Here is a 19,291-nt window from a genome sequence, read left to right on the forward strand (position 1 = left end):
ATGGTGAGTGGAGCACTCCGGGAGGTCGGGTGTCAATGGGCGGAGCAACGGCCGGACGCCGTCCCCGGCCTCCGGTCGGGCAAGATGGCCGAATGACCACTTCCGAGCAGTCCGACTCCGCGCAACTGGACCAGGTCGGCACGCTCTACCTGGTGAAACGGCTGGAACAGGCGATACGGGCCCATCTGGACGCGCTGCTGCGCCCGCTCGGCCTGACCACGCTCCAGTACACGGCGCTGACCGTCCTGGAGCGCCGGGACGGGCTGTCGTCGGCCCAGCTCGCCCGGCGCTCGTTCGTCAAGCCGCAGACGATGCACGAGATGGTCCAGACGCTGGAGGAGCGGGGGTTCATCGAGCGCCGCCGGGACCCGGCCAACCGCCGGGTGCTGCTCATCAGCCTCAGCGACCGGGGGCGCGAGGCGCTGCGCAGCTACGACGAGCAGGTGCGGCTGCTGGAGGAGCGGATGCTCGGCGGGCTGACCGAGGACCGGCGCGGGGAGCTGCGCCATGCGCTGATCGACTGCACCCGGGCGATGTCGGACGCGCCGCCGCAGGGTCATTGACCCTGGTAGGCCCGACGGGCGGCCCGCAGGTCCTCCACGGTGCGGGTCAGCTCGGTGACGCACTCGGCCAGCCCGGCCACCGCCTCACCGCCCCCGCCGCCCTCGTGCAGCACCTCCGCGGTGCGGGCGAGCTGTGCGGACACCCGCTCCAGCCGCTCGTCCGAGGGGGCCGGTTCACCGGCCAGCTGCCGGCGCAGCTGTTCGGCCTGGGCGGCGAGCTGGAGGTTCTTGCGGTGGAGGTCCAGGAAGACGTTGACCTTGGTCCGCAGCAGCCAGGGGTCGATGGGTTTGGTGAGGAAGTCGGCGGCGCCGATGGCGTAGCCCCGGTAGGGATAGTCCGACTCGGCGTCGGTGCCGGTCAGCAGGATGATCGGGACGTCCTTGGTCTGGTCGAGGCGCTTCATGTTGGCGGCGGTCTCGAAGCCGTCCATGCCGGGCATCAGGACGTCGAGCAGCACGACGGCGAAGTCCTGCCGGAGCATGGCCTTCAGCGCCTCCTCACCGGAGCGGGCGCGGACGAGGCGCTGATCGAGCGGGCCCAGGACGGCTTCCAGCGCGATCAGGTTCTCTTCCATGTCGTCGACGATCAGTATTCCGGCACGGTCGGGTGCGGCGGCGCTCATGACTCCCCCTGTCTCGGCCTCGGCGGGCGCGTCTCCGCGTCCGGGCCGGTCTCTTCACGGGTCTCGTCGCCGGTCACGTCTCCGGTCGCGTCCCCGCGCTCGCCGCCGGTCCCGTCCCCGGGCGCGCCGCCGTCGTCAACGGTCTCCGCACCCTCCACCGGTTCTCCCGGGACCGGTCCGGGCACGGGGTCGAGCAGGTCGCAGACCGTGGACATCAGCCGGTCGACGTCCACCGGCTTGGGGACATAGCCGTTGGCGCCGCTTTCGAGCGCCTTCTCGCGGTCGCCGGGCATGGCCTTGGCGGTCAGGGCGATGATCGGCAGATCGGCGAGCCGGGGCGTGCCGCGGATGGCCCGGATCGTCTCGTAGCCGTCCATCTCCGGCATCATCACGTCCATCAGCACCAGGGACACATCCGGGTTGCGGTGCAGGACGTCCAGCCCCTCGCGGCCGTTCTCCGCGTACTTCACGGTCATGCCGACCCGGCCCAGCACATGGGTGAGCGCGAAGACGTTGCGGATGTCGTCGTCGACGATGAGGATGCGGCGGCCGGTCAGTACCCGGCCGGGGCGGCCGCACTGCCACTCCTGGAGCCGGGGGGCGTCCGTCCGCCCCTCGTCCTCGGCGCCGCCGCGGTCCTGGGGGGCCAGCAGGTTCTCCAGGGAGCCGCGGTCGCCGGTCACGCCGCTCTGGTCGCTGAACACGCCGCTGGGCGCGTGGTCTGCGGTGTCCGGTAGCGATTCGTTCGTGGTGGGCAGCGCCGCCGGGACGGTGGCGCCGGTGGCCCGGGGGTCCGAGACATCGGGCGGCGGGACGACTCCGGCGTAGTGCGCGGGGACGTAGAACGTGAAGCAGGAGCCGACGCCCTGCTCGCTCTCGGCGATGATCCGGCCGCCCAGCATCCCGGCGATCTCCCGGCTGATGGACAGGCCGAGGCCGGTGCCGCCGTATTTGCGGCTGGTGGTGCCGTCGGACTGCTGGAACGCCTCGAAGATCACGGGCAGCTTCTCGGGCGCGATGCCGATGCCGGTGTCCTTGACGGAGAACGCGACGACCGCGTCCGCGTCGCGCAGCGTCTCCTCCTGGAACTCCGTGCCGACCGCCCGCTCCACGCGCAGCTTCACCCCGCCCGAGGAGGTGAACTTCAGGGCGTTGGAGAGCAGGTTGCGCAGGATCTGCTGGATCCGCTGCTCGTCGGAGTACAGCTCGCGCGGTACGTCCTCGCCGACGGCGATCTCGAACGACAGGCCGCGGTCGATGGCGAGCGGCCGGAAGGTGGCGTGCACGTAGTCGAGCAGCTTCATCAGCGGCAGCTTCTTCGGGCGGACGTCCATCCGCCCGGCCTCGATCTTCGACAGGTCGAGGATGTCGTTGATCAGCTGGAGCAGGTCGGAGCCGGAGCGGTGGATGGTGGTGGCGAACTGCACCTCCTGCGGGGACAGCCGCTGGTCGGTGTTGTCGGCGAGCAGCCGGGCCAGGATCAGCAGCGAGTTGAGCGGGGTGCGCAGCTCGTGCGACATGTTGGCCAGGAACTCGGACTTGTACTGGGAGGCGGTGGCCAGCAGCGCGGCCTTCTCCTCCAGCTCCGCATTGGAGCGCTGGAGCTCGTTGGAGCGCTGCCGCAGCTCGGTGGTGAGCCGCTGGGATTCGGACAGCAGCGACTCGGTGCGGGCGTTGGCGATGATGGTGTTGATCGAGACGCCGATGGTGTTGACGAACTGGTCGATGAAGGCGAGGTGGACTTCGCTGAACCGGCTGAAGGAGGCCAGTTCGATGACGCCGAGCACCTGGTCCTCGTACAGGATCGGCAGGATGACGACGCTGGTGGGGAGCGCGGCGCCGAGTCCGGAGTTGATGGTGATGTAGTCGGGCGGGACGTTGTTGATCAGGATCCGCTTCTTCTCCATGGCGGCCTGGGCGACCAGTCCGCGGCCGCCGGCGCCGCTGGCCGGAAGCGGGCCGTTGTTCTGCTCGGTGCCGTATCCGGCGATCAGTTTCATGCCCTCACCCGGTCCGGCGCCGGGCTGGCCGAGGAAGAACGCTCCGAACTGGGCGTTCACCAGCGGGGCCAGCTCGCGCAGGATCAGGTCGGCGACCTCGACCAGATCGCGGTGGCCCTGCATCAGGGAGGCGATGCGGGCCAGGTTGGATTCCAGCCAGTCCTTGGCGCGGGTGGTCTCGCGCAGGTTGGCCACCATGAGGTTGACGTTGTTCTTCAGTTCCGCGACCTCGCCCTGCGCCTCGACCGAGATGGACCCGGACATGTCGCCCTTGGCGACGGCGGAGGCGACCTCGGCGATGGCCCGCACCTGGGTGGTGAGGTTGAGGGCGAGATCGTTGACGCTGGTGGTCAGCCGCTTCCAGGTGCCGTAGACGCCCTCGACCCGGGCCTGGCCGCCGAGCTGGCCCTCGCTGCCGACCTCGCGGGCGACGCGGGTGACCTCGGAGGAGAACGAGGAGAGCGTGTCGACCATCGTGTTGATGGTCGTCTTCAGCTCCAGGATCTCGCCCCGGGCGTCCACGTCGATCTTCTTGGACAGGTCGCCCTGGGCGACCGCGGTGGCGACCTGGGCGATGTTGCGGACCTGGCTGGTCAGGTTGGACGCCATGAAGTTGACGTTGTCCGTCAGGTCCTTCCACACCCCGGACACGCCCCGGACCTGGGCCCGGCCGCCGAGCTGGCCTTCGGTGCCCACCTCGCGGGCCACCCGGGTCACCTCGTCGGCGAACGCCCGGAGCTGCTGGACCATGGTGTTGACGGTCTCCTTGACCTCCAGGATCTCGCCCCGGGCGTCCACGGTGATCTGCTTGGACAGGTCGCCGTCGGCGACTGCCGTGGTCACCTGGGCGATGTTGCGGACCTGGGTGGTCAGGTTCAGCGCCATGAAGTTGACGTTCTCGGTCAGGTCCTTCCACACCCCGGACACGCCGCGGACCTGGGCCTGGCCGCCGAGGTTTCCTTCGGTGCCGACCTCGCGTGCCACCCGGGTCACCTCGTCCGCGAAGGACGACAGCCGGTCCACCATGGTGTTGATCGTCGACTTCAGCTCCAGGATCTCGCCCTTGGCCTCCACGCCGATCGTCTTGCTGAGGTCTCCCTCGGCGACCGCGGTGGCGACCTGGGCGATGTTGCGGACCTGACTGGTCAGGTTGTCCGCCATGAAGTTGACGTTCTGGGTGAGGTCCTTCCACACCCCGGACACGCCGCGGACCTGGGCCCGGCCGCCCAGCCGGCCCTCGGTGCCCACTTCGCGGGCCACCCTGGTGACCTCGTCGGCGAACGCCGACAGCTGGTCGACCATGGTGTTGACGGTGTTCTTGAGCTGGAGGATCTCGCCACGGGCGTCGACGGTGATCTTCTGTGAGAGGTCACCGGTGGCGACGGCCGTGGTCACCTGGGCGATGTTGCGGACCTGGCTGGTCAGGTTGGACGCCATGAAGTTGACGTTGTCCGTCAGGTCCTTCCACACCCCGGACACGCCCCGGACCTGGGCCCGGCCGCCGAGTTCGCCCTCGGTGCCGACCTCACGGGCCACCCGGGTCACCTCGTCGGCGAACGCGCGCAGCTGATCGACCATGGTGTTCACGGTCAGCTTCAGTTCCAGCAGCTCACCGGTGGCCTCGACGGTCACCTGCTGGGTGAGGTCGCCGCGGGCCACGGCCGTGGTCACCACGGCGATGTCACGGACCTGGCTGGTCAGCCGGGAGGCCATGGTGTTGACGGCCTCGGTCACCTCGCGCCAGTCCCCGGACAGCCCCTGGACCTTCGCCCGGCCGCCGAGGCGTCCTTCGGTGCCGACCTCGCGGGCCACCCTGGTCAGCTCGCCGGTGAACAGCGACAGCTGATCGACCGTACGGTTCACGCCGCGGGCCAGCCGCCGCAGATCGCCGCGCAGCTGACGCTTGCCGTCGTGCAGGTCGACCCGCCGGGTCAGATCGCCCTCGGCGATGGCGTCCAGCACCCGGGTGGCGTTGGACACGGGGCCGGTCAGCGCGTCCACCAGCTGATTGGCGTCGTCCACGCTGGCCGCCCACCCGCCCTGACCGGGACTGGCGGTGATCCGCTCGTCGAGGCGCCCCTGACGTACCACCTCGCGGCGGACCCGCTGGAGCTCGGAGGCCAGGTGGGCGTTGCGTGCCACCAGTTGGTTGAACGTCCCGGCCATTTCGCCGAGCACGCCCTCGCCCGTGCCGTCCATACGCACGGTGAAGTCGCCGTCGCACAAGGCGTTCATCGCCGCCAGCAGCGACCTCAGCTCGGCAGTGCACTCCGCGGGATTCGGGTCGCGTGCCATGGCGCCGTCCCTTTAAAAGATCATTAGATATCCCTACGTCTGTCATAATATGGCACCTAGATGGCCCAATCCGCCCGAATTGCCCAGGAGCCGCACGTGGGAGCTTTGCTTCCCCTCTCGCGCGAGTCCGTCGCCCGGACCACGCTCCCCGGAAGCGTGCGCGCACCAGGGGCTGCGCGCTCCTTCGTCCGCACCACCCTCGCGGGGAAGTCCGCGACCGAAATCCTCGGGCCCGGCGCGGTCGGCACGCGGGTGACCGAGGACGCGGTGCTGCTGGTGAGCGAGCTGGTCACCAATGCCGTGCTGCACGCGGGCACCCGGGTCGAGGTCACCTGCCGTCTCCGGGCCGGGAACGGACCGGAGGATTCCGATGACGCTCCCGCCGACACCCCCGCCGATGCCGAGCCGCCGGACCACCCGGGCATCGTCATCGAGGTGGCCGATCTGCACCCCGCCAGCGTGGTGCTGGGCGGGCCCGACAGCCAGCGCCACGGCCGGGGCCGCGGCCTCCAGCTGATCGGCGCGCTCGCCGAGTCCTGGGGCGTGACGTACCACCGCACCCGCAAGTCCGTGTGGTTCCGCCTGGACACCGAGACCGCGTCGGCCCGGGTCGACTCCGCACCCGCCGAGGCCCCGGACCGCGCTCCGCTCGCCGCCGCGCGCCGCACCCCGGCCCCGCCGCAGGGGCGCCGCGACCGGACGGCCGAATGGGTCGACCGCGGCGGGTCGTCGTTCCTCGCCGAGGCCAGCGAGCTGCTCACCGGCCAGCTGGACGAGAACATGGTCGCCTCCCTCGCCGGGCAGCTGCTGGTGCCCCGGCTGGCCGACTGGTGCGCCGTATGGCTGAACTCCGAGAGCGGCCGACTGGAGCTGCGCCGGGTCTGGCACAACGACGAGCGCCGCATCGAGGCGCTCCGCGCCACCCTGGAGCGCGACCCGCCACCGGCCGGGCTCGGCGCCCCCGGCACCCCCCGGCCCTGGCCCGAGGCCGCCGCACCCTCCGGCACCGGCGGCTCCGCGCTGACCTTCCCGCTCATCGCCCGCGGCCGCGGCTACGGCGTGCTGCTGCTCGGCCGCGCGGGGGTGACGCAGATGACCGAGGGCGTGGTGCGGCTCTCAGACGACCTGGCGCGGCGGATCGCCCAGGCCGTGGCCACCGCCCGGCAGTACACCCAGCAGGCCACCATCAGCCGGGCGCTCCAGCGCCGCCAGCTGCCGGTCTCGCTGGCCCACATCCCGGGCGTGGACACCGCGATCGTCTACGAACCGCACGGCGAGGGCCAGACGGTCGGCGGCGACTTCTACGACCTGTTCCCGATGGGCGGCCGCCGCTGGTGCTTCCTGCTCGGCGACGTCTGCGGCAGCGACCCGGAGGCGATGTCGGTCACCGGTCTCGCCCGCCATCTGGTGCGGCTGCTGGCCCGCGAGGGCCACGGCGTGAAATCGGTGCTCACCCGGCTCAACCAGGCCCTGGTGGAGGAGGAGGCGGAGGCCACGGCCCTGGGCGGCGATCAGGCCCGGTCGCGCTTCCTCAGCCTGCTCTACGGGGAGCTGGAGCCCGACCCGGACTCGGGCGGTGCGCACTGCGTCCTGGCCAGCGCCGGGCATCCGCTGCCGCTGCGGCTGAGCACCGACGGGGAGGTGGCGCCCGCGGCGCTCCCGCAGATGCTGCTGGGCATCGACGACGAGCCCGACTTTCACGCCGACTCCCTGGACCTGGCGCCGGGCGAGACGCTGCTGTGCGTGACCGACGGGGTGACCGAGCGGCGGGACGGCAACCGGCAGTTGGACGACGACGACGGCCTGGCCGAGATCCTGCGCGGCTGTGCGGGGCTCGGCGCCAAGGCCATCGCGGAGCGGGTGCGGCTGGCCGCCCATGACTTCGGCACCGAGCCGATCGACGACGATCTCGCGGTGCTGGTGCTGGAGGCGGTGCCGACGTCGGCGCAGGAGCTGATGCGGGCGCCGTGAGCCTGTGGCCTGCGGGCGCTCGTGCGCAAAGTTCTTGAAATGTGTACGTCCCGGGCCTTGTCGCACCCTTCTCCGAGGAGCATCATCAGGATTCCTGAGCATTGAGGAGTCCGCGATGAGCCTGCTCTCCACCGCCGACTGGGCGGACAGGATCTTCACCGGCGGCTGGGACCTCCCGGCCCGGCCCGGCACCATCGACATCACCGAGCCCGCGACCGGGCAGCACCTCGGCTCCGTCGGCCGGGCCACCGAGGCGGACGTCGCCCCCGCGGCCCGCACCGCGGCGGCCGCGGGGCGCGCCTGGGCCGCGGCCCCCTTCCCCGAGCGGGCCGCGGCCCTGCGGCGCGCGGCCGACGCCTTCCGGAGCCACGCCGACGAGATCGCCGACTGGATCGTGCGGGAGGCCGGATCGTCGCGGGCGAAGGCCGCCCTGGAGGTGGCGGTCGCCGCCGCCGAATGCGAGGAAGCCGCCGCCCTGCCCGCGGCGCCCACCGGTGAGCTGCTGCCCTCGACGCAGCCGCGTCTGAGCATGGCGCGCCGGATCCCGGTCGGGGTGGTCGGCGTGATCTCGCCGTTCAACTTCCCGCTGATCCTGTCCATCCGCTCCATCGCCCCGGCGCTCGCGCTCGGCAACGCCGTCCTCCTCAAGCCCGATCCGCGCACCCCGGTGTCCGGCGGGGTGGTGCTCGCCCGCGTCTTCGAGGAGGCCGGGCTGCCCGCGGGGCTGCTGCACTGCCTGCCGGGCGGCGCGGACGTCGGCGCGGCGATCGTCCGCGACCCTGCGGTGCGGGTCGTGTCGTTCACCGGCTCCACCGCCGCGGGCCGCGCGGTCGGCGCGCTGGCCTCCGAGCAGCTGACCCGGGCCCATCTGGAGCTGGGCGGCAACAGCGCCCTGATCGTGCTGGACGACGCGGACATGGAGGCCGCCGCGTCCTGCGGGGCCTGGGGGAACTTCCTCCACCAGGGGCAGATCTGCATGGCGGTCGGCCGCCATCTGGTGCATGAGTCGCGGTACGAGGAGTACCTCGGCCTGCTCGCCAAGAAGGCCGAGCAGCTCACCGTCGGCGACCCCTTCCGCGAGCCGGTCGCCCTCGGGCCGCTCATCGACGACCGGCAGCTCGGCCATGTCGTGGACATCGTCGAGCGCAGCGTGGCCGCGGGCGCCCGGGTGGTCACCGGCGGCACCCACCGGGGGCGGTTCTACCGGCCCACGGTGCTGGCCGACTGCGGCCCGTCCGTCCCCGCCTGGGACGAGGAGGTGTTCGGCCCGGTCGCGTGCGTACGTCCGTATCGTGACGACGACGAGGCCGCGGCGCTCGCCGCCGACTCCCCGTACGGCCTGAGCCTGGGCATCCTCACCGCCGACACGGCACGCGGGCTCGCGCTGGCCGAGCGGATTCCCAGCGGGATGGTCCACATCAACGACCAGACCGTCAACGACGATCCGAACGCGCCCTTCGGCGGCCTCGCCGCATCCGGCTTCGGCCGGGTGGGCGGCGCCCGGGCCAATCTCGACGCCTTCACCGAGACGCAGTGGCTGACCCTGCGCGGCGACACCGCGCGCTACCCGTTCTGACCAGGGAGTCCCCACGATGACCGAAACCCTCGCCGCCGTGGTGAACAAGCCCGGCGCCCCCTTCTCCCTGGAGCGGATCACCCTGGACGAGCCCCGGCCGGACGAGGTCGTGGTCCGGCTGGCCGCCGCCGGGGTCTGCCACACCGATCTGACCGTGCGCGACGGCCATCTGCCCTTCCCCCTCCCCGGCGTCCTCGGCCATGAGGGCGCGGGCGTCGTGGAGCGGGTCGGGTCATGGGTCGGCCGGGTGCGGCCGGGCGACCATGTCGTCCTGACCTTCACCTCGTGCGGTACGTGCGGCACCTGCCGCGGCGGCCATCCCGCCTACTGCGCCTCCTGGCTCCCGCTCAACCTCCTCGGAGGCGCCCGCGGCGACGGCACCGCGACCCTGCGGCGCGGCGGCGATCCGGAAAGCAACGGGCTCGGCGGCCACTTCTTCGGCCAGTCGTCCTTCGCGACGCACGCGCTGGTGGACGAACGCAGCGTGGTCCGGGTCCCGGCGGACATCCCCCTGACCACCCTCGCCCCGTTCGGCTGCGGCATCCAGACCGGGGTCGGCGCCGTCCTGAACGTCCTGCGGCCCCGGCCCGGCAGCACGATCGCCGTCTTCGGCACCGGCGCGGTCGGGCTCGCCGCCCTGATGGCCGCCGCGCTCGGCCCGGTCCGGCAGGTGATCGCCGTCGACCGGCTCGCCCCGCGGCTGGCGCTGGCCCGGAAGCTGGGCGCCACGACCGTCGTCGACGCCGCGGAGGAGGACACCGCGGCCGCCCTGGTCGAGCTGACGGACGGCCTCGGCATCGACTGCGCCCTGGAGACCACGGGCCACCCCGGCGTCCTCCGCACCGCGATCGACGCCCTCGCGCCCCGGGGCGAGGTCGCGGTCATCGGGGCACCGCCCATGGGCACCGAGGTCGCGGTCGACGTCAACGGCATGCTTCCGGGCCGCCGCATCACCGGCGTCACACTCGGCGACAGCGAACCGGAACAGCTGATCCCGCTGATGGTCGCCCTCCACCAGCAGGGCCGGCTGCCGGTGGACCAACTGATCCGGACCTATCCGTTCGCCCGGATCGAGGAGGCGGCGGCGGACATGACGGCGGGCACCACGATCAAGCCGGTGCTGACCTTCGAGGACGCCTGAGCCCGTGCGCTAGTCGGCCACACCGGCGAGGTCGCGGATGCGGCGGGCCTGGGCGGCGCGCTCGGCGGCGCGCTGCTCGTCGTACGTACGGTCCGCCGCGCCCCGCAGCAGCGCCTTGGTCTCGACCACCGCGTCGCGGGGGGCGGCGAGCAGGGCCGCGGCCAGGTCCCGGACCGCGCCGTCCAGCTCAGCGGCGGGCACCACGAGGTTGGCGAGACCGGTGCGCTCGGCCTCCTCGGCATGGACGGAGCGCCCGGTCGCGCAGATCTCCAGCGCCCGGGCGTACCCCACGAGTCCGACCAGCGGATGGGTGCCGGTCAGGTCGGGCACCAGCCCGAGGCTGGTCTCGCGCATCGCGAACTGCGCGTCCTCCGCGCACACCCGCAGGTCACAGGCGAGGGCGAGCTGAAAGCCCGCCCCGATCGCATGGCCCTGCACGGCGGCGATGGACACGATGTCGTTGCGCCGCCACCAGGTGAACGCGTCCTGGTAGGCGGCGATGATCCCGTCCAGCTCGGCGTCCGGGCGGCGGGCCATCTCCGGGAAGGACGGCTCGCCGTCGAACCCCTCGGGGGTGAACGCCTGCCGGTCAAGCCCTGCCGAGAAGGACACGCCCTCGGCGCGCAGCACCACCACCCGCACGCTGCCGGGCAGCAGTGACCCCGCCTCGGCCAGCGCCCGCCACAACGCGGGCGACTGGGCGTTGCGCTTGGCCGGATTGGTCAGGGTCACCGTGGCGACCGCGTCATCGACGATGAGCGATACGCCGTCCTTGTCGAGCAGGGTCACAGGAAGCCTCCGGTCGGCCGCAGTCAGTACAAGTGACTGCACAGTAACCACCCGGTCGAACGGACGATCAACCGGGTGGCACTGTCCACACCTGCTTCCGGTGACGAACCGCGGACGCGAGACGCGCGATCAGGCCGATGCGGCCTTCTTGCCTCGCGTCGCGCCACCGCGACCACGTAGGGACACTCCTGATTCGCTGAGCATCCGGTGGACGAATCCGTAGGAACGGCCGGTCTCCTCGGCCAGCGCCCGGATGCTCGCACCGGAGTCGTACTTCTTCTTCAGGTCTGCCGCGAGCTTTTCGCGCGCGGCGCCGGTCACCCGGCTGCCCTTCTTCAGAGTCTCGGCCACCCGTGCCTCCTCATGGGAAGTGCGCTCTGGACTCTCATGATCACCCCTAGGCGGCTTCCTGGCCACCCATTCGGCAAGACCTGTGGAGGAAGGATTCCGAGAAATGACGCCATACGAGCCTTCGGAATCCAGGATTCCGGCGGCTTACGCCCTGTCAGTCTTTCTTGATCCGCGAAGAAAGGGCAGGTCAGGACCTATGTGCCAGAGGTTGGACGGAGAGCGACCGGCGCGCGGCACGTGCCGTGCGCCGGTCGCGGGCGGCGCGCCGCGATACCAGCCGTTCTCACTCAGATGACGGATCACGCCTAGGCCGAATGATCTACGAGGCCAGGGGACAGGGGATCAGAGGCTCAGACGGCCGGCCGGGAGCAGACGGGCCGGACGACGCCCGGAGGCCAGGCCGGCGCGACCAGATCGGTCAGGCCAGCGCGACCAGATCCGCGTAGTCCTCGCCCCACAGGTCCTCGACCCCGTCCGGCAGCAGAATGATCCGCTCCGGCTGGAGGGCGTCCACCGCGCCCTCGTCGTGGGTCACCAGCACCACCGCACCGGTGAAGGTGCGCAGCGCGCCGAGGATCTCCTCGCGGCTGGCCGGGTCGAGGTTGTTGGTGGGCTCGTCGAGCAGCAGGACGTTGGCCGAGGAGACGACCAGGGTGGCCAGCGCGAGCCGGGTCTTCTCACCGCCGGAGAGCACTCCGGCGGGCTTGTCCACGTCGTCGCCGGAGAACAGGAACGAGCCGAGCGTTTTGCGGATGTCGACCAGGTCGAGGTCGGGCGCGGCCGAGCGCATGTTCTCCAGGACGGTGCGGTCCGGGTCGAGCGTCTCGTGCTCCTGCGCGTAGTAGCCGAGCTTCAGCCCGTGGCCGGGCGACACCTGGCCGGTGTCCGGCTTCTCGACCCCGGCCAGCAGCCGCAGCAGGGTGGTCTTGCCCGCGCCGTTGAGGCCCAGGATGACGACCCGGGAGCCCTTGTCGACGGCCAGGTCGACATCGGTGAAGATCTCCAGGGAGCCGTACGACTTCGACAGGCCCGCGGCGGTCAGCGGGGTCTTGCCGCACGGGGCCGGGTCCGGGAAGCGCAGCTTGGCGACCTTGTCGGACTGCCGCACCTCCTCCAGGCCGGACAGCAGCTTCTCGGCCCGCCGGGCCATGTTCTGCGCGGCGACCGTCTTGGTGGCCTTGGCGCGCATCTTGTCGGCCTGCGAGTTGAGCGCGGCGGCCTTCTTCTCGGCGTTGGCACGCTCGCGCTTGCGGCGCTTCTCGTCGGCCTCGCGCTGGGCCTGGTAGAGCTTCCAGCTCATGTTGTAGATGTCGATCTGCGAGCGGTTGGCGTCCAGGTAGAAGACCTTGTTGACGACCGTCTCCATGAGGTCGACGTCATGGGAGATGACGATGAAGCCGCCGCTGTACGTCTTCAGGTAGTCGCGCAGCCAGATGATGGAGTCGGCGTCGAGGTGGTTCGTCGGCTCGTCCAGCAGCAGGACGTCGGAGTCCGAGAACAGGATCCGGGCCAGCTCGACGCGGCGCCGCTGACCGCCGGAGAGGGTGTGCAGCGGCTGGCCGAGCACCCGGTCCGGCAGGCCCAGGCTGGCCGCGATGGTCGCGGCCTCCGCCTCGGCCGCGTAGCCGCCCTTGGTCAGGAACTCCGTCTCCAGGCGCTCGTACTTCTTCATCGCGCGCTCGCGGGTGGCGCCCTTGCCGTTGGCCATGCGGTCCTCGTTCTCGCGCATCTTGCGCAGCACGGAGTCGAGGTCGCGGGCGGAGAGGATGCGGTCGCGCGCGAGGACGTCGAGGTCGCCGGTGCGCGGGTCCTGCGGCAGATAGCCGACCTGGCCGGAGCGGGTGATGCTGCCGCCGGCCGGGATGCCCTCGCCCGCCAGGCACTTGGTGAGGGTGGTCTTCCCGGCGCCGTTGCGGCCGACGAGGCCGATGCGGTCGCCCTTGGCGATGCGGAAGGAAGCGGACTCGATCAGAACACGGGCGCCGGCACGCAGCTCGACGCCGGATGCGGTGATCACGGGAATTACTCCTGGGCAGGGTGGACGGCGGACGGGACAGACCAGCGGGCGGGGCCGACGCCGTCTAATGCACGAGGAGAATTGCCATGCGGCTAGTTTAGCGGGGCGGGCAACCGGTTTTTTCCCTGGGGTCCGGAAGCTCCCCGCCTCCCGCCGGGCCGCTCCCCCGCCTGCCGAAAGGCCCCTCAGACGCCGCCCGTGTGGACCTGGAAGGCCGCCCGGCGCACCGCCTTGGCGAGGGCCGGGTCGGGGTGGGCGGCGGCCAGCGCCACCAGCACCTGCACCGTACGGGGGTGGCCGACGGCCCGCACCTCCGCCAGCAGCGCGGGCACCGTGCCCTGCACCGCCGACTCCAGGTGGCGCACCAGCAGCGGGCTCTCGCCGTGGTCGGAGATGGCCGCGGCGGTGTCCACCCACAGCCAGGTGGCCTCCTCGCGGGTGAGCACGTCCAGCGCGTCCTCGGGGTCGGCGCCCTCGTGCTCGGCGAGCCACAGCAGCGCGTACGGCCGCAGGCACGATTCGTCCACGACGGCCCGCACCGCGGGTTCGGCGGGCGCCCCGGCGACCCGCAGCGCCTCGAACGCGAGCCCGCGCAGCAGCGCGTCGTCGCCGCGCGCGGCGTCCAGGAGTTCGGTGATGGCGCTGCCGACCGGGCGGGCGGCGAGCCAGGCCCGGTATTCGGCGCGGGCGGGCCCGGGGGTGAGGCCCGCGCAGCCGCGCAGCATGTCGGCGGCGGGGTGCTCGATGTTCCCGGCGGGGCTCTGGGCGGCCACGCAGATCTGCTCCAGCTTGACCCACACCGCCCAGTTGCCGAGCGCGGTGAGGACGGCGTCGCCTTCGAGGACGGTGAGCGCCCCGACCGAGGCGAGCGCGTCCAGGGCCCAGCCGAGCAGGCCCTCCAGCGCCTCGTCGTCCTCCTCGGCGCCCTCCGCCCGCTCCCCGGGGGCGGCCGCGTGGTCGGCCGGGTCCGGGGTCGCGGCGGGGTCGTTGGCGTCTCCCGGCGCGGCCACCCCGTACGGCACCTCGCAGCGCTCGGTGCGCAGCTCCGCGACCCGCTTGCGCAGCATGTCCAGCAGCGTGGAGATCTGCACCGGGCCCGCGGACAGCTGGAGCAGCGAGAGCAGCTGCGGTACGGCCTCGACCACCTCGGCGACGGCCGTGGGCTCGGCGGTCTCCGGCGCGGGGCTGGCCAGCGACCAGGCGTCGAGCAGCGCGACCCAGCCGCGCAGCACCGCGCTGTCGTCGCGGTCCCATGCCTGGAGCCGCCAGCCGGGGCGCGCGGTGCCGCCGTGCAGATCGACGAGCCCGACGAGCCGGGCCCGGTCCCAGTCGGCGCGCACCTCCTCGGGGCTGCGCCCTAGCGTCGCGGCGGCACGGGCGGCGGCCTCGTCGGAGAGGGCCCCGAGCGAGTCGTCCTCGGCCGCGGCCCAGCGCGCCACCTCCACGGCCCCGGCAAGCCCCGCACGGGCCTGCCGGGCCAATTCCGGCCGGGGCGGCGTGCCCTCTGGCGGGCGTGGCGCCGGCCGGGAGCGGTTCGGCGCGGGCCGCGGGGCGGTGGCCATCGGCCGCTGGCGGACGAGTCGGAGCCGGGAGTCGCGCGGAGTACGGGACGTCACAGAAGCAGTCTCGCCGTTGACGGCCCGAAAGCCCAATCGGCACCCGTCCGGCGGTCGCCGCGGCCGGATTCCGATGGGTAGCCGGGACCGCCCGTGGCGCTAGGGGGTGTCTTGTCGATCGGGCTGGATCAGCGAGCGGCGTCTGGTGCGGTACATCGCAACCCGCGTGAGGAGAGCGCAGCGGCGCCGCGTGCGACGAGCGCGGCGCCGCGAGGTGCCGTGCCAGGCGTCGCGAGGTGCCGTGCCAGGCGTCGCGAGCCCTGCATGATCGGCACGACACCCCCTAGATGAGGGGCGTGAGGAAGCGGCGCAGCGCCTCCTCGTACCCGCGGGGGTCGGCGTTCCACATGGCGGCGTGCGGGGCGTGCCGGACCGGATGAAGGGTGACCAGCTCGGGCCGGGCGGCGGCGAGTTCACGGGAGGCGTCCCAGGGCGCGAGGGTGTCGCCGGGGCCGTGCACGATGAGGGTGGGCACCGGCAGGCTCTCGGGGTCGGCCGCCTCCGCCAGCTTGCCGTCGTGGAGCCCGGTGCGCCCTTCCGCGGCCCGTACGGCGAGCGGGAGCAGGGCGGCGGGGATGCGGCGCGCCGTGGCGAGGGCGCGCAGGGTGGCGCGCCAGTCGAGCACCGGGGAGTCCAGGACGATGCCGCTGAGCCGGTGCCGCAGTGCGGAGTTGGCGGCCGCGCGCAGGGCCATCGAGGCGCCGGTGGACCAGCCGTGCAGGACGATGCTCTCCGCCCCGTAGCGGACCGCGTAGCGGATGGCGGCGTCGAGGTCGCGCCACTCCGTCTCGCCGAGGTGGCTGATGCCGTCGGGCGGGCGCGGGGCGCCGGGGTCGCCGCGGTACGCGAGGTCGAGCACCGGGATCCGCATCCGGTGCAGCATCGGCATGACGACCATGGGGTGTTCCCGGGTGGTGCCGAGGCCATGGGTGGTGATCACCCAGGTGGTGCGCTCGCCGGGCAGGAACCAGGCGGGCAGCGGACCGAGTTCGCCGGGAATGTCGACATCGGCGTGTTCGATGCCGAGCGCGTCCCTCGGGTTGCCGATGTGCACCTGCGGGGTGAGCCGCACCCGGGTGCCCGTGTCGAGGGTGCCGTGCGTCACCCGTTCCAGGCGGCGTACGACGCAGTCGGCGGGGTGCGCAACGTCCTCGTCCACCGGGCCGACGACGGCGTGGCAGGCCCGGCCGACAAGGCCGTAGGTGCCGGGGCGCAGCGAGGCGAGCGAACGGGTGAGGGTGATCCGCCCGTCGTCGTCCATGGCGTGCACCGTGAGCGGCGGCTCGTTCGGCAGCGGCCGGTCGGGGGCCGGTCTGAGCGCAGCGTCGGTGACGTACCGGCCCGCCGCCACCGCGGCCGCGCCGACACCGAGCAGAGTGGTGGCGGCAGCGACCGCCGTTGTCCGCACACGCATCCCTCCCAGTGTGGGCGGGCGGCCGCGCGGCGGCCAGCGGAAGGGGCTATTTCGGGACGCCCGGGGCACCGCCCTCCGTACCGCCGTCGCGCGGCTGGCCGTAGCCGCCCAGCTTGGCCGCGGCGCGGTCCAGTTCGGCGGGCGGGAGAAGGGTGGGGGTGCGCCCGGGGACGGCGGCCGCGGCCAGCCAGACCTGGCACATCCATTCGAGCTGGGCGGTGCGGTCGTAGGCCTGGTCCAGCGTCGCGCCGTATACGACGGTCCCGTGGTTGCGCAGCAGACAGCCGGAGCGGTCGCGCAGCGCGGACAGCATGTTTTCGGCCAATTCATCGGTGCCGTAGAGCGCGTAGTCGGCGACCCGGACCGGCCCGCCGAGGGCGGCGGTCATGTAGTGGATCGCGGGGAGTTCGTCGACCAGCGTGGAGACGGCGGTGGCGTGAACGGCGTGGGTGTGGACGATGGCCGCGGCGTCTTCCGTGTGACGGTAGACGGCGAGGTGCATGGGCAGCTCGCTGGTGGGCGCGAGCGTGCCCAGCACCTGTCGGCCATCGAGGTCCACGCCGACCACGTCACGCGGGCCGAGCCGGTCGTAGGGGACGCCGCTCGGGGTCACCAGGACGGTGTCGCCGATCCGGGCCGACACATTGCCCGAGGTGCCGACGACGAGCCCGTCGGCGGTGGTTCTGCGGGCCGTCCGCACCACCTGCGTCCACGCCTGCCGCAGGGGCTGGGTCAGCCTCGGCTGTGGCCGTCGTGCCGATCGCGGCTCCGTCACGGGCCCTCACCTCCGGGCGCGATCCTTCCACACGGGCGCCGGCGCGGTGCGGTTACGCCGGCTCGATGTACGGGCGTCAAATGCCGTGTGACGAAAGGAAGTACGGTCGAAAACCAGCCGTTCTCACACTCGCGCGCCCGTGTCACCATGAAGCCCGCCTCAGTTCATCTTCCGTTCACCCAGTTTCCTTACGTTCACCGTGCACTGACCGCCCTCCGAACTGATTGACCGGGTGTATGGAACACATCACGCTTCTCATCGGGATCGTGATCGTCACGGCCTTGGTGTTCGACTTCACGAACGGCTTCCACGACACGGCCAACGCCATGGCCACCACCATCTCCACCGGAGCGCTCGGTCCCCGGGTCGCGGTGGCGATGTCGGCAGTCCTCAACCTCGTCGGCGCCTTCCTCTCCGTGGAGGTCGCCAAGACCATCTCCGGCGGAATCATCGACGAGGGCTCCGGCATCCAGCCCGAAGTGATCTTCGCGGGGCTCGTCGGCGCGATCCTCTGGAACCTGGTGACCTGGCTGGCCGGTCTCCCGTCCAGCTCATCGCACGCCCTCTTCGGCGGCCTCATCGGCGCCACCGTGGTCTCCGTCGGCATGGACGGGGTCAACGGCGACGCGATCGTCATGAAGGTCCTCATCCCGGCCGTGGCCGCGCCGGTCGTGGCGGGCATCGCCACGGTGGCCGCCACCCGGCTCACCTACCGGCTGGCCAACAACCGGGCCGCGGAGGACACCGCGAAGGGCTACCGCGCCGGTCAGATCGCCTCGGCCGCGCTGGTCTCCCTGGCCCACGGCACCAACGACGCCCAGAAGACGATGGGCGTCATCACCCTCGCGCTGGTCACCGGCGGCGTCATCGCCCCCGACTCCGACCCGCCCATGTGGGTGATCGTCTCCGCGGGTCTCGCCATCGCGCTCGGCACCTACCTGGGCGGCTGGCGCATCATCCGCACCATGGGCAAGGGCATCACCGACATCCAGCCGCCGCAGGGCTTCGCCGCCCAGACCGGCGCCGCGACCGTCATCCTGGCCTCGTCCCACATCGGCTTCGCGCTGTCCACCACGCAGGTCTGCTCGGGCGCCGTCATGGGTGCGGGCGTCGGCCGCAAGGGCGGTGTGGTGCGCTGGTCGACCGCGGGCCGCATGGTCGCCGCGTGGGCGCTGACCCTCCCGGCCGCCGGTCTGGTGGCCGCCGGTGCGGCGCTGCTGGCCGGCCAGGGCAACGGGGGCATCACCGCGGTCGCCGTCCTCGCGGTGCTGGGCTGCGGCGTCATCTGGATGCTGTCGCGCCGCAAGCCGGTGGACGCCAGCAACGTCAACGAGCTGGGTGCGGAGTCCGCCGAGCCGGTCGGTGTCGTCACCGCCGCCGTGCGGTCGGTCGCCCCGCCGCCCGCCGGAAAGACCGCATCCGCTGCCGATGGCACCGATGGCACGGATGCCGCAGACGCCTCGAACGCCTCGGGCTCGACGTCCGCCGAGGACGCCTCGTCCGAATCCGCCCCGACCCCCGCCACCGCGGGAACCGGTTCCACCAGCTGACAGGGAGCACACGCAATGCACATCGACTGGGCGGCCCTCGGCCAGGTCTTCGGCGTCAGCCTCGCGGTGACGGTCGGCGTCGTAGGGGTCTTCACCCTGGGCATCATCGGCACCTCCCGTACGGCTCAGCCGCAGCCCCAGGCCGCCGCGGGCGGCGCTTCCGCGGTTGCGCGCACCGGCGCGTACGCCTGTTTCGCGCTGTGCGCCGCGGTCGTGGCGTACGGCATCTATCTGATCGTGGCCTGAAACCAACGGAGGCCACTCAAGCCGCGGGGCGGTGGGCGCTGTTCGGCGCCCACCGCCCCGCGGTCGTTCCCGCGCGGGCGCCTGTGGATCTCGGCACACTCTGGCATCGCAGGTCAAATGCGAGTTGACGGCCATTCGCGCCCCATGGTGGACTTCCCGAGCCAAACGGCGGCAGGAGAGGAAGCCGGTGAGAATCCGGCGCGGTCCCGCCACTGTCACCGGGGAGCGCTCTCCCCTCACCGCAAGGGGTCACGGCCGTCCGTACGCCAGGAGGGCTGGAAGACCGGGAGAGCCGCGGATCCGGGAGCCAGGAGACTCTCACCGCCGGTCACGTCGAGCCAGGGCGCGGACCCTGAGTGAGGAC

At 72.3% G+C, this 19,291-nt stretch carries 14 protein-coding genes and 1 riboswitch; of the genes, 6 read left to right on the forward strand and 8 right to left on the reverse strand.

Annotated elements, in window-relative coordinates:
- Positions 1-92: 92 nt before the first annotated feature.
- Positions 93-563 carry a MarR family winged helix-turn-helix transcriptional regulator gene (locus HYQ63_RS10345; RefSeq protein WP_179933553.1) on the forward strand — a complete coding sequence of 157 codons (471 nt, stop codon included), beginning with the start codon at positions 93-95 and terminating at the stop codon, positions 561-563.
- Here the strand turns inward: HYQ63_RS10345 and HYQ63_RS10350 are convergent.
- Both HYQ63_RS10350 and HYQ63_RS10355 read right to left on the reverse strand, forming a co-directional pair.
- The gene (locus HYQ63_RS10350; protein ID WP_179933554.1) at positions 557-1,186 is read right to left on the reverse strand and encodes a two-component system response regulator; all 630 of its coding nucleotides are present in this window, start codon (positions 1,184-1,186) and stop codon (positions 557-559) included. The two genes, HYQ63_RS10345 and HYQ63_RS10350, sit on opposite strands and share 7 nt — an antisense overlap.
- Complete coding sequence (locus HYQ63_RS10355; RefSeq protein ID WP_179933555.1) at positions 1,183-5,481, reverse strand: HAMP domain-containing protein; 4,299 nt, start codon at positions 5,479-5,481, stop codon at positions 1,183-1,185. The genes HYQ63_RS10350 and HYQ63_RS10355 overlap by 4 nt, the downstream gene beginning before the upstream one ends.
- Positions 5,482-5,577: 96 nt before the next feature.
- Between HYQ63_RS10355 and HYQ63_RS10360 the strand changes: the two genes are divergently transcribed.
- From HYQ63_RS10360 to HYQ63_RS10370, 3 genes are all read left to right on the forward strand, one after another.
- On the forward strand, positions 5,578-7,452 hold the full coding sequence (locus HYQ63_RS10360; RefSeq protein WP_373689056.1) for a SpoIIE family protein phosphatase: 1,875 nt from the start codon (positions 5,578-5,580) through the stop codon (positions 7,450-7,452).
- Positions 7,453-7,567: 115 nt separating this feature from the next.
- Positions 7,568-9,028, forward strand: coding sequence for an aldehyde dehydrogenase family protein (locus HYQ63_RS10365; protein ID WP_179933557.1), 1,461 nt, complete (start codon positions 7,568-7,570; stop codon positions 9,026-9,028).
- A gap of 16 nt (positions 9,029-9,044) precedes the next feature.
- Positions 9,045-10,169 (forward strand): NAD(P)-dependent alcohol dehydrogenase, encoded by a 1,125-nt coding sequence (locus HYQ63_RS10370; protein WP_179933558.1) that lies wholly within the window; start codon positions 9,045-9,047, stop codon positions 10,167-10,169.
- Positions 10,170-10,178: 9 nt separating this feature from the next.
- Here HYQ63_RS10370 and HYQ63_RS10375 read toward each other — a convergent pair whose 3' ends face one another.
- The 6 genes from HYQ63_RS10375 to HYQ63_RS10400 form a co-directional block, all read right to left on the reverse strand.
- A complete protein-coding gene (locus HYQ63_RS10375) occupies positions 10,179-10,958 on the reverse strand; it encodes an enoyl-CoA hydratase/isomerase family protein (protein ID WP_373689057.1) in 780 nt (259 codons plus the stop codon).
- A 129-nt stretch (positions 10,959-11,087) separates the two neighbouring features.
- Entirely contained in the window at positions 11,088-11,309 is a 222-nt protein-coding gene (locus HYQ63_RS10380) for a helix-turn-helix domain-containing protein (RefSeq protein WP_009718933.1), read from the reverse strand.
- Positions 11,310-11,727: 418 nt separating this feature from the next.
- The gene (locus HYQ63_RS10385) at positions 11,728-13,326 is read right to left on the reverse strand and encodes an ABC-F family ATP-binding cassette domain-containing protein (protein ID WP_179933559.1); all 1,599 of its coding nucleotides are present in this window, start codon (positions 13,324-13,326) and stop codon (positions 11,728-11,730) included.
- Positions 13,327-13,511: 185 nt separating this feature from the next.
- Positions 13,512-14,942 (reverse strand): hypothetical protein, encoded by a 1,431-nt coding sequence (locus HYQ63_RS10390; protein WP_179933560.1) that lies wholly within the window; start codon positions 14,940-14,942, stop codon positions 13,512-13,514.
- Between the two features lie 283 nt (positions 14,943-15,225).
- On the reverse strand, positions 15,226-16,356 hold the full coding sequence (locus tag HYQ63_RS10395; protein ID WP_179933561.1) for an alpha/beta hydrolase: 1,131 nt from the start codon (positions 16,354-16,356) through the stop codon (positions 15,226-15,228).
- 46 nt (positions 16,357-16,402) lie between these two features.
- Positions 16,403-17,131 (reverse strand): class II aldolase/adducin family protein, encoded by a 729-nt coding sequence (locus tag HYQ63_RS10400; RefSeq protein WP_179933562.1) that lies wholly within the window; start codon positions 17,129-17,131, stop codon positions 16,403-16,405.
- Between the two features lie 236 nt (positions 17,132-17,367).
- Between HYQ63_RS10400 and HYQ63_RS10405 the strand changes: the two genes are divergently transcribed.
- On the forward strand, positions 17,368-18,681 hold the full coding sequence (locus HYQ63_RS10405) for an inorganic phosphate transporter (RefSeq protein WP_179933563.1): 1,314 nt from the start codon (positions 17,368-17,370) through the stop codon (positions 18,679-18,681).
- 15 nt (positions 18,682-18,696) lie between these two features.
- Positions 18,697-18,927, forward strand: coding sequence for a hypothetical protein (locus tag HYQ63_RS10410; RefSeq protein ID WP_179933564.1), 231 nt, complete (start codon positions 18,697-18,699; stop codon positions 18,925-18,927).
- Positions 18,928-19,103: 176 nt separating this feature from the next.
- A riboswitch (cobalamin riboswitch) is annotated at positions 19,104-19,245 on the forward strand.
- The last annotated feature ends 46 nt before the right edge of the window (positions 19,246-19,291 follow it).

The sequence above is a fragment of the Streptomyces sp. Rer75 genome (genome assembly GCF_013414305.1).
GTDB classification, from domain to species: Bacteria; Actinomycetota; Actinomycetes; order Streptomycetales; family Streptomycetaceae; genus Streptomyces; species Streptomyces himastatinicus.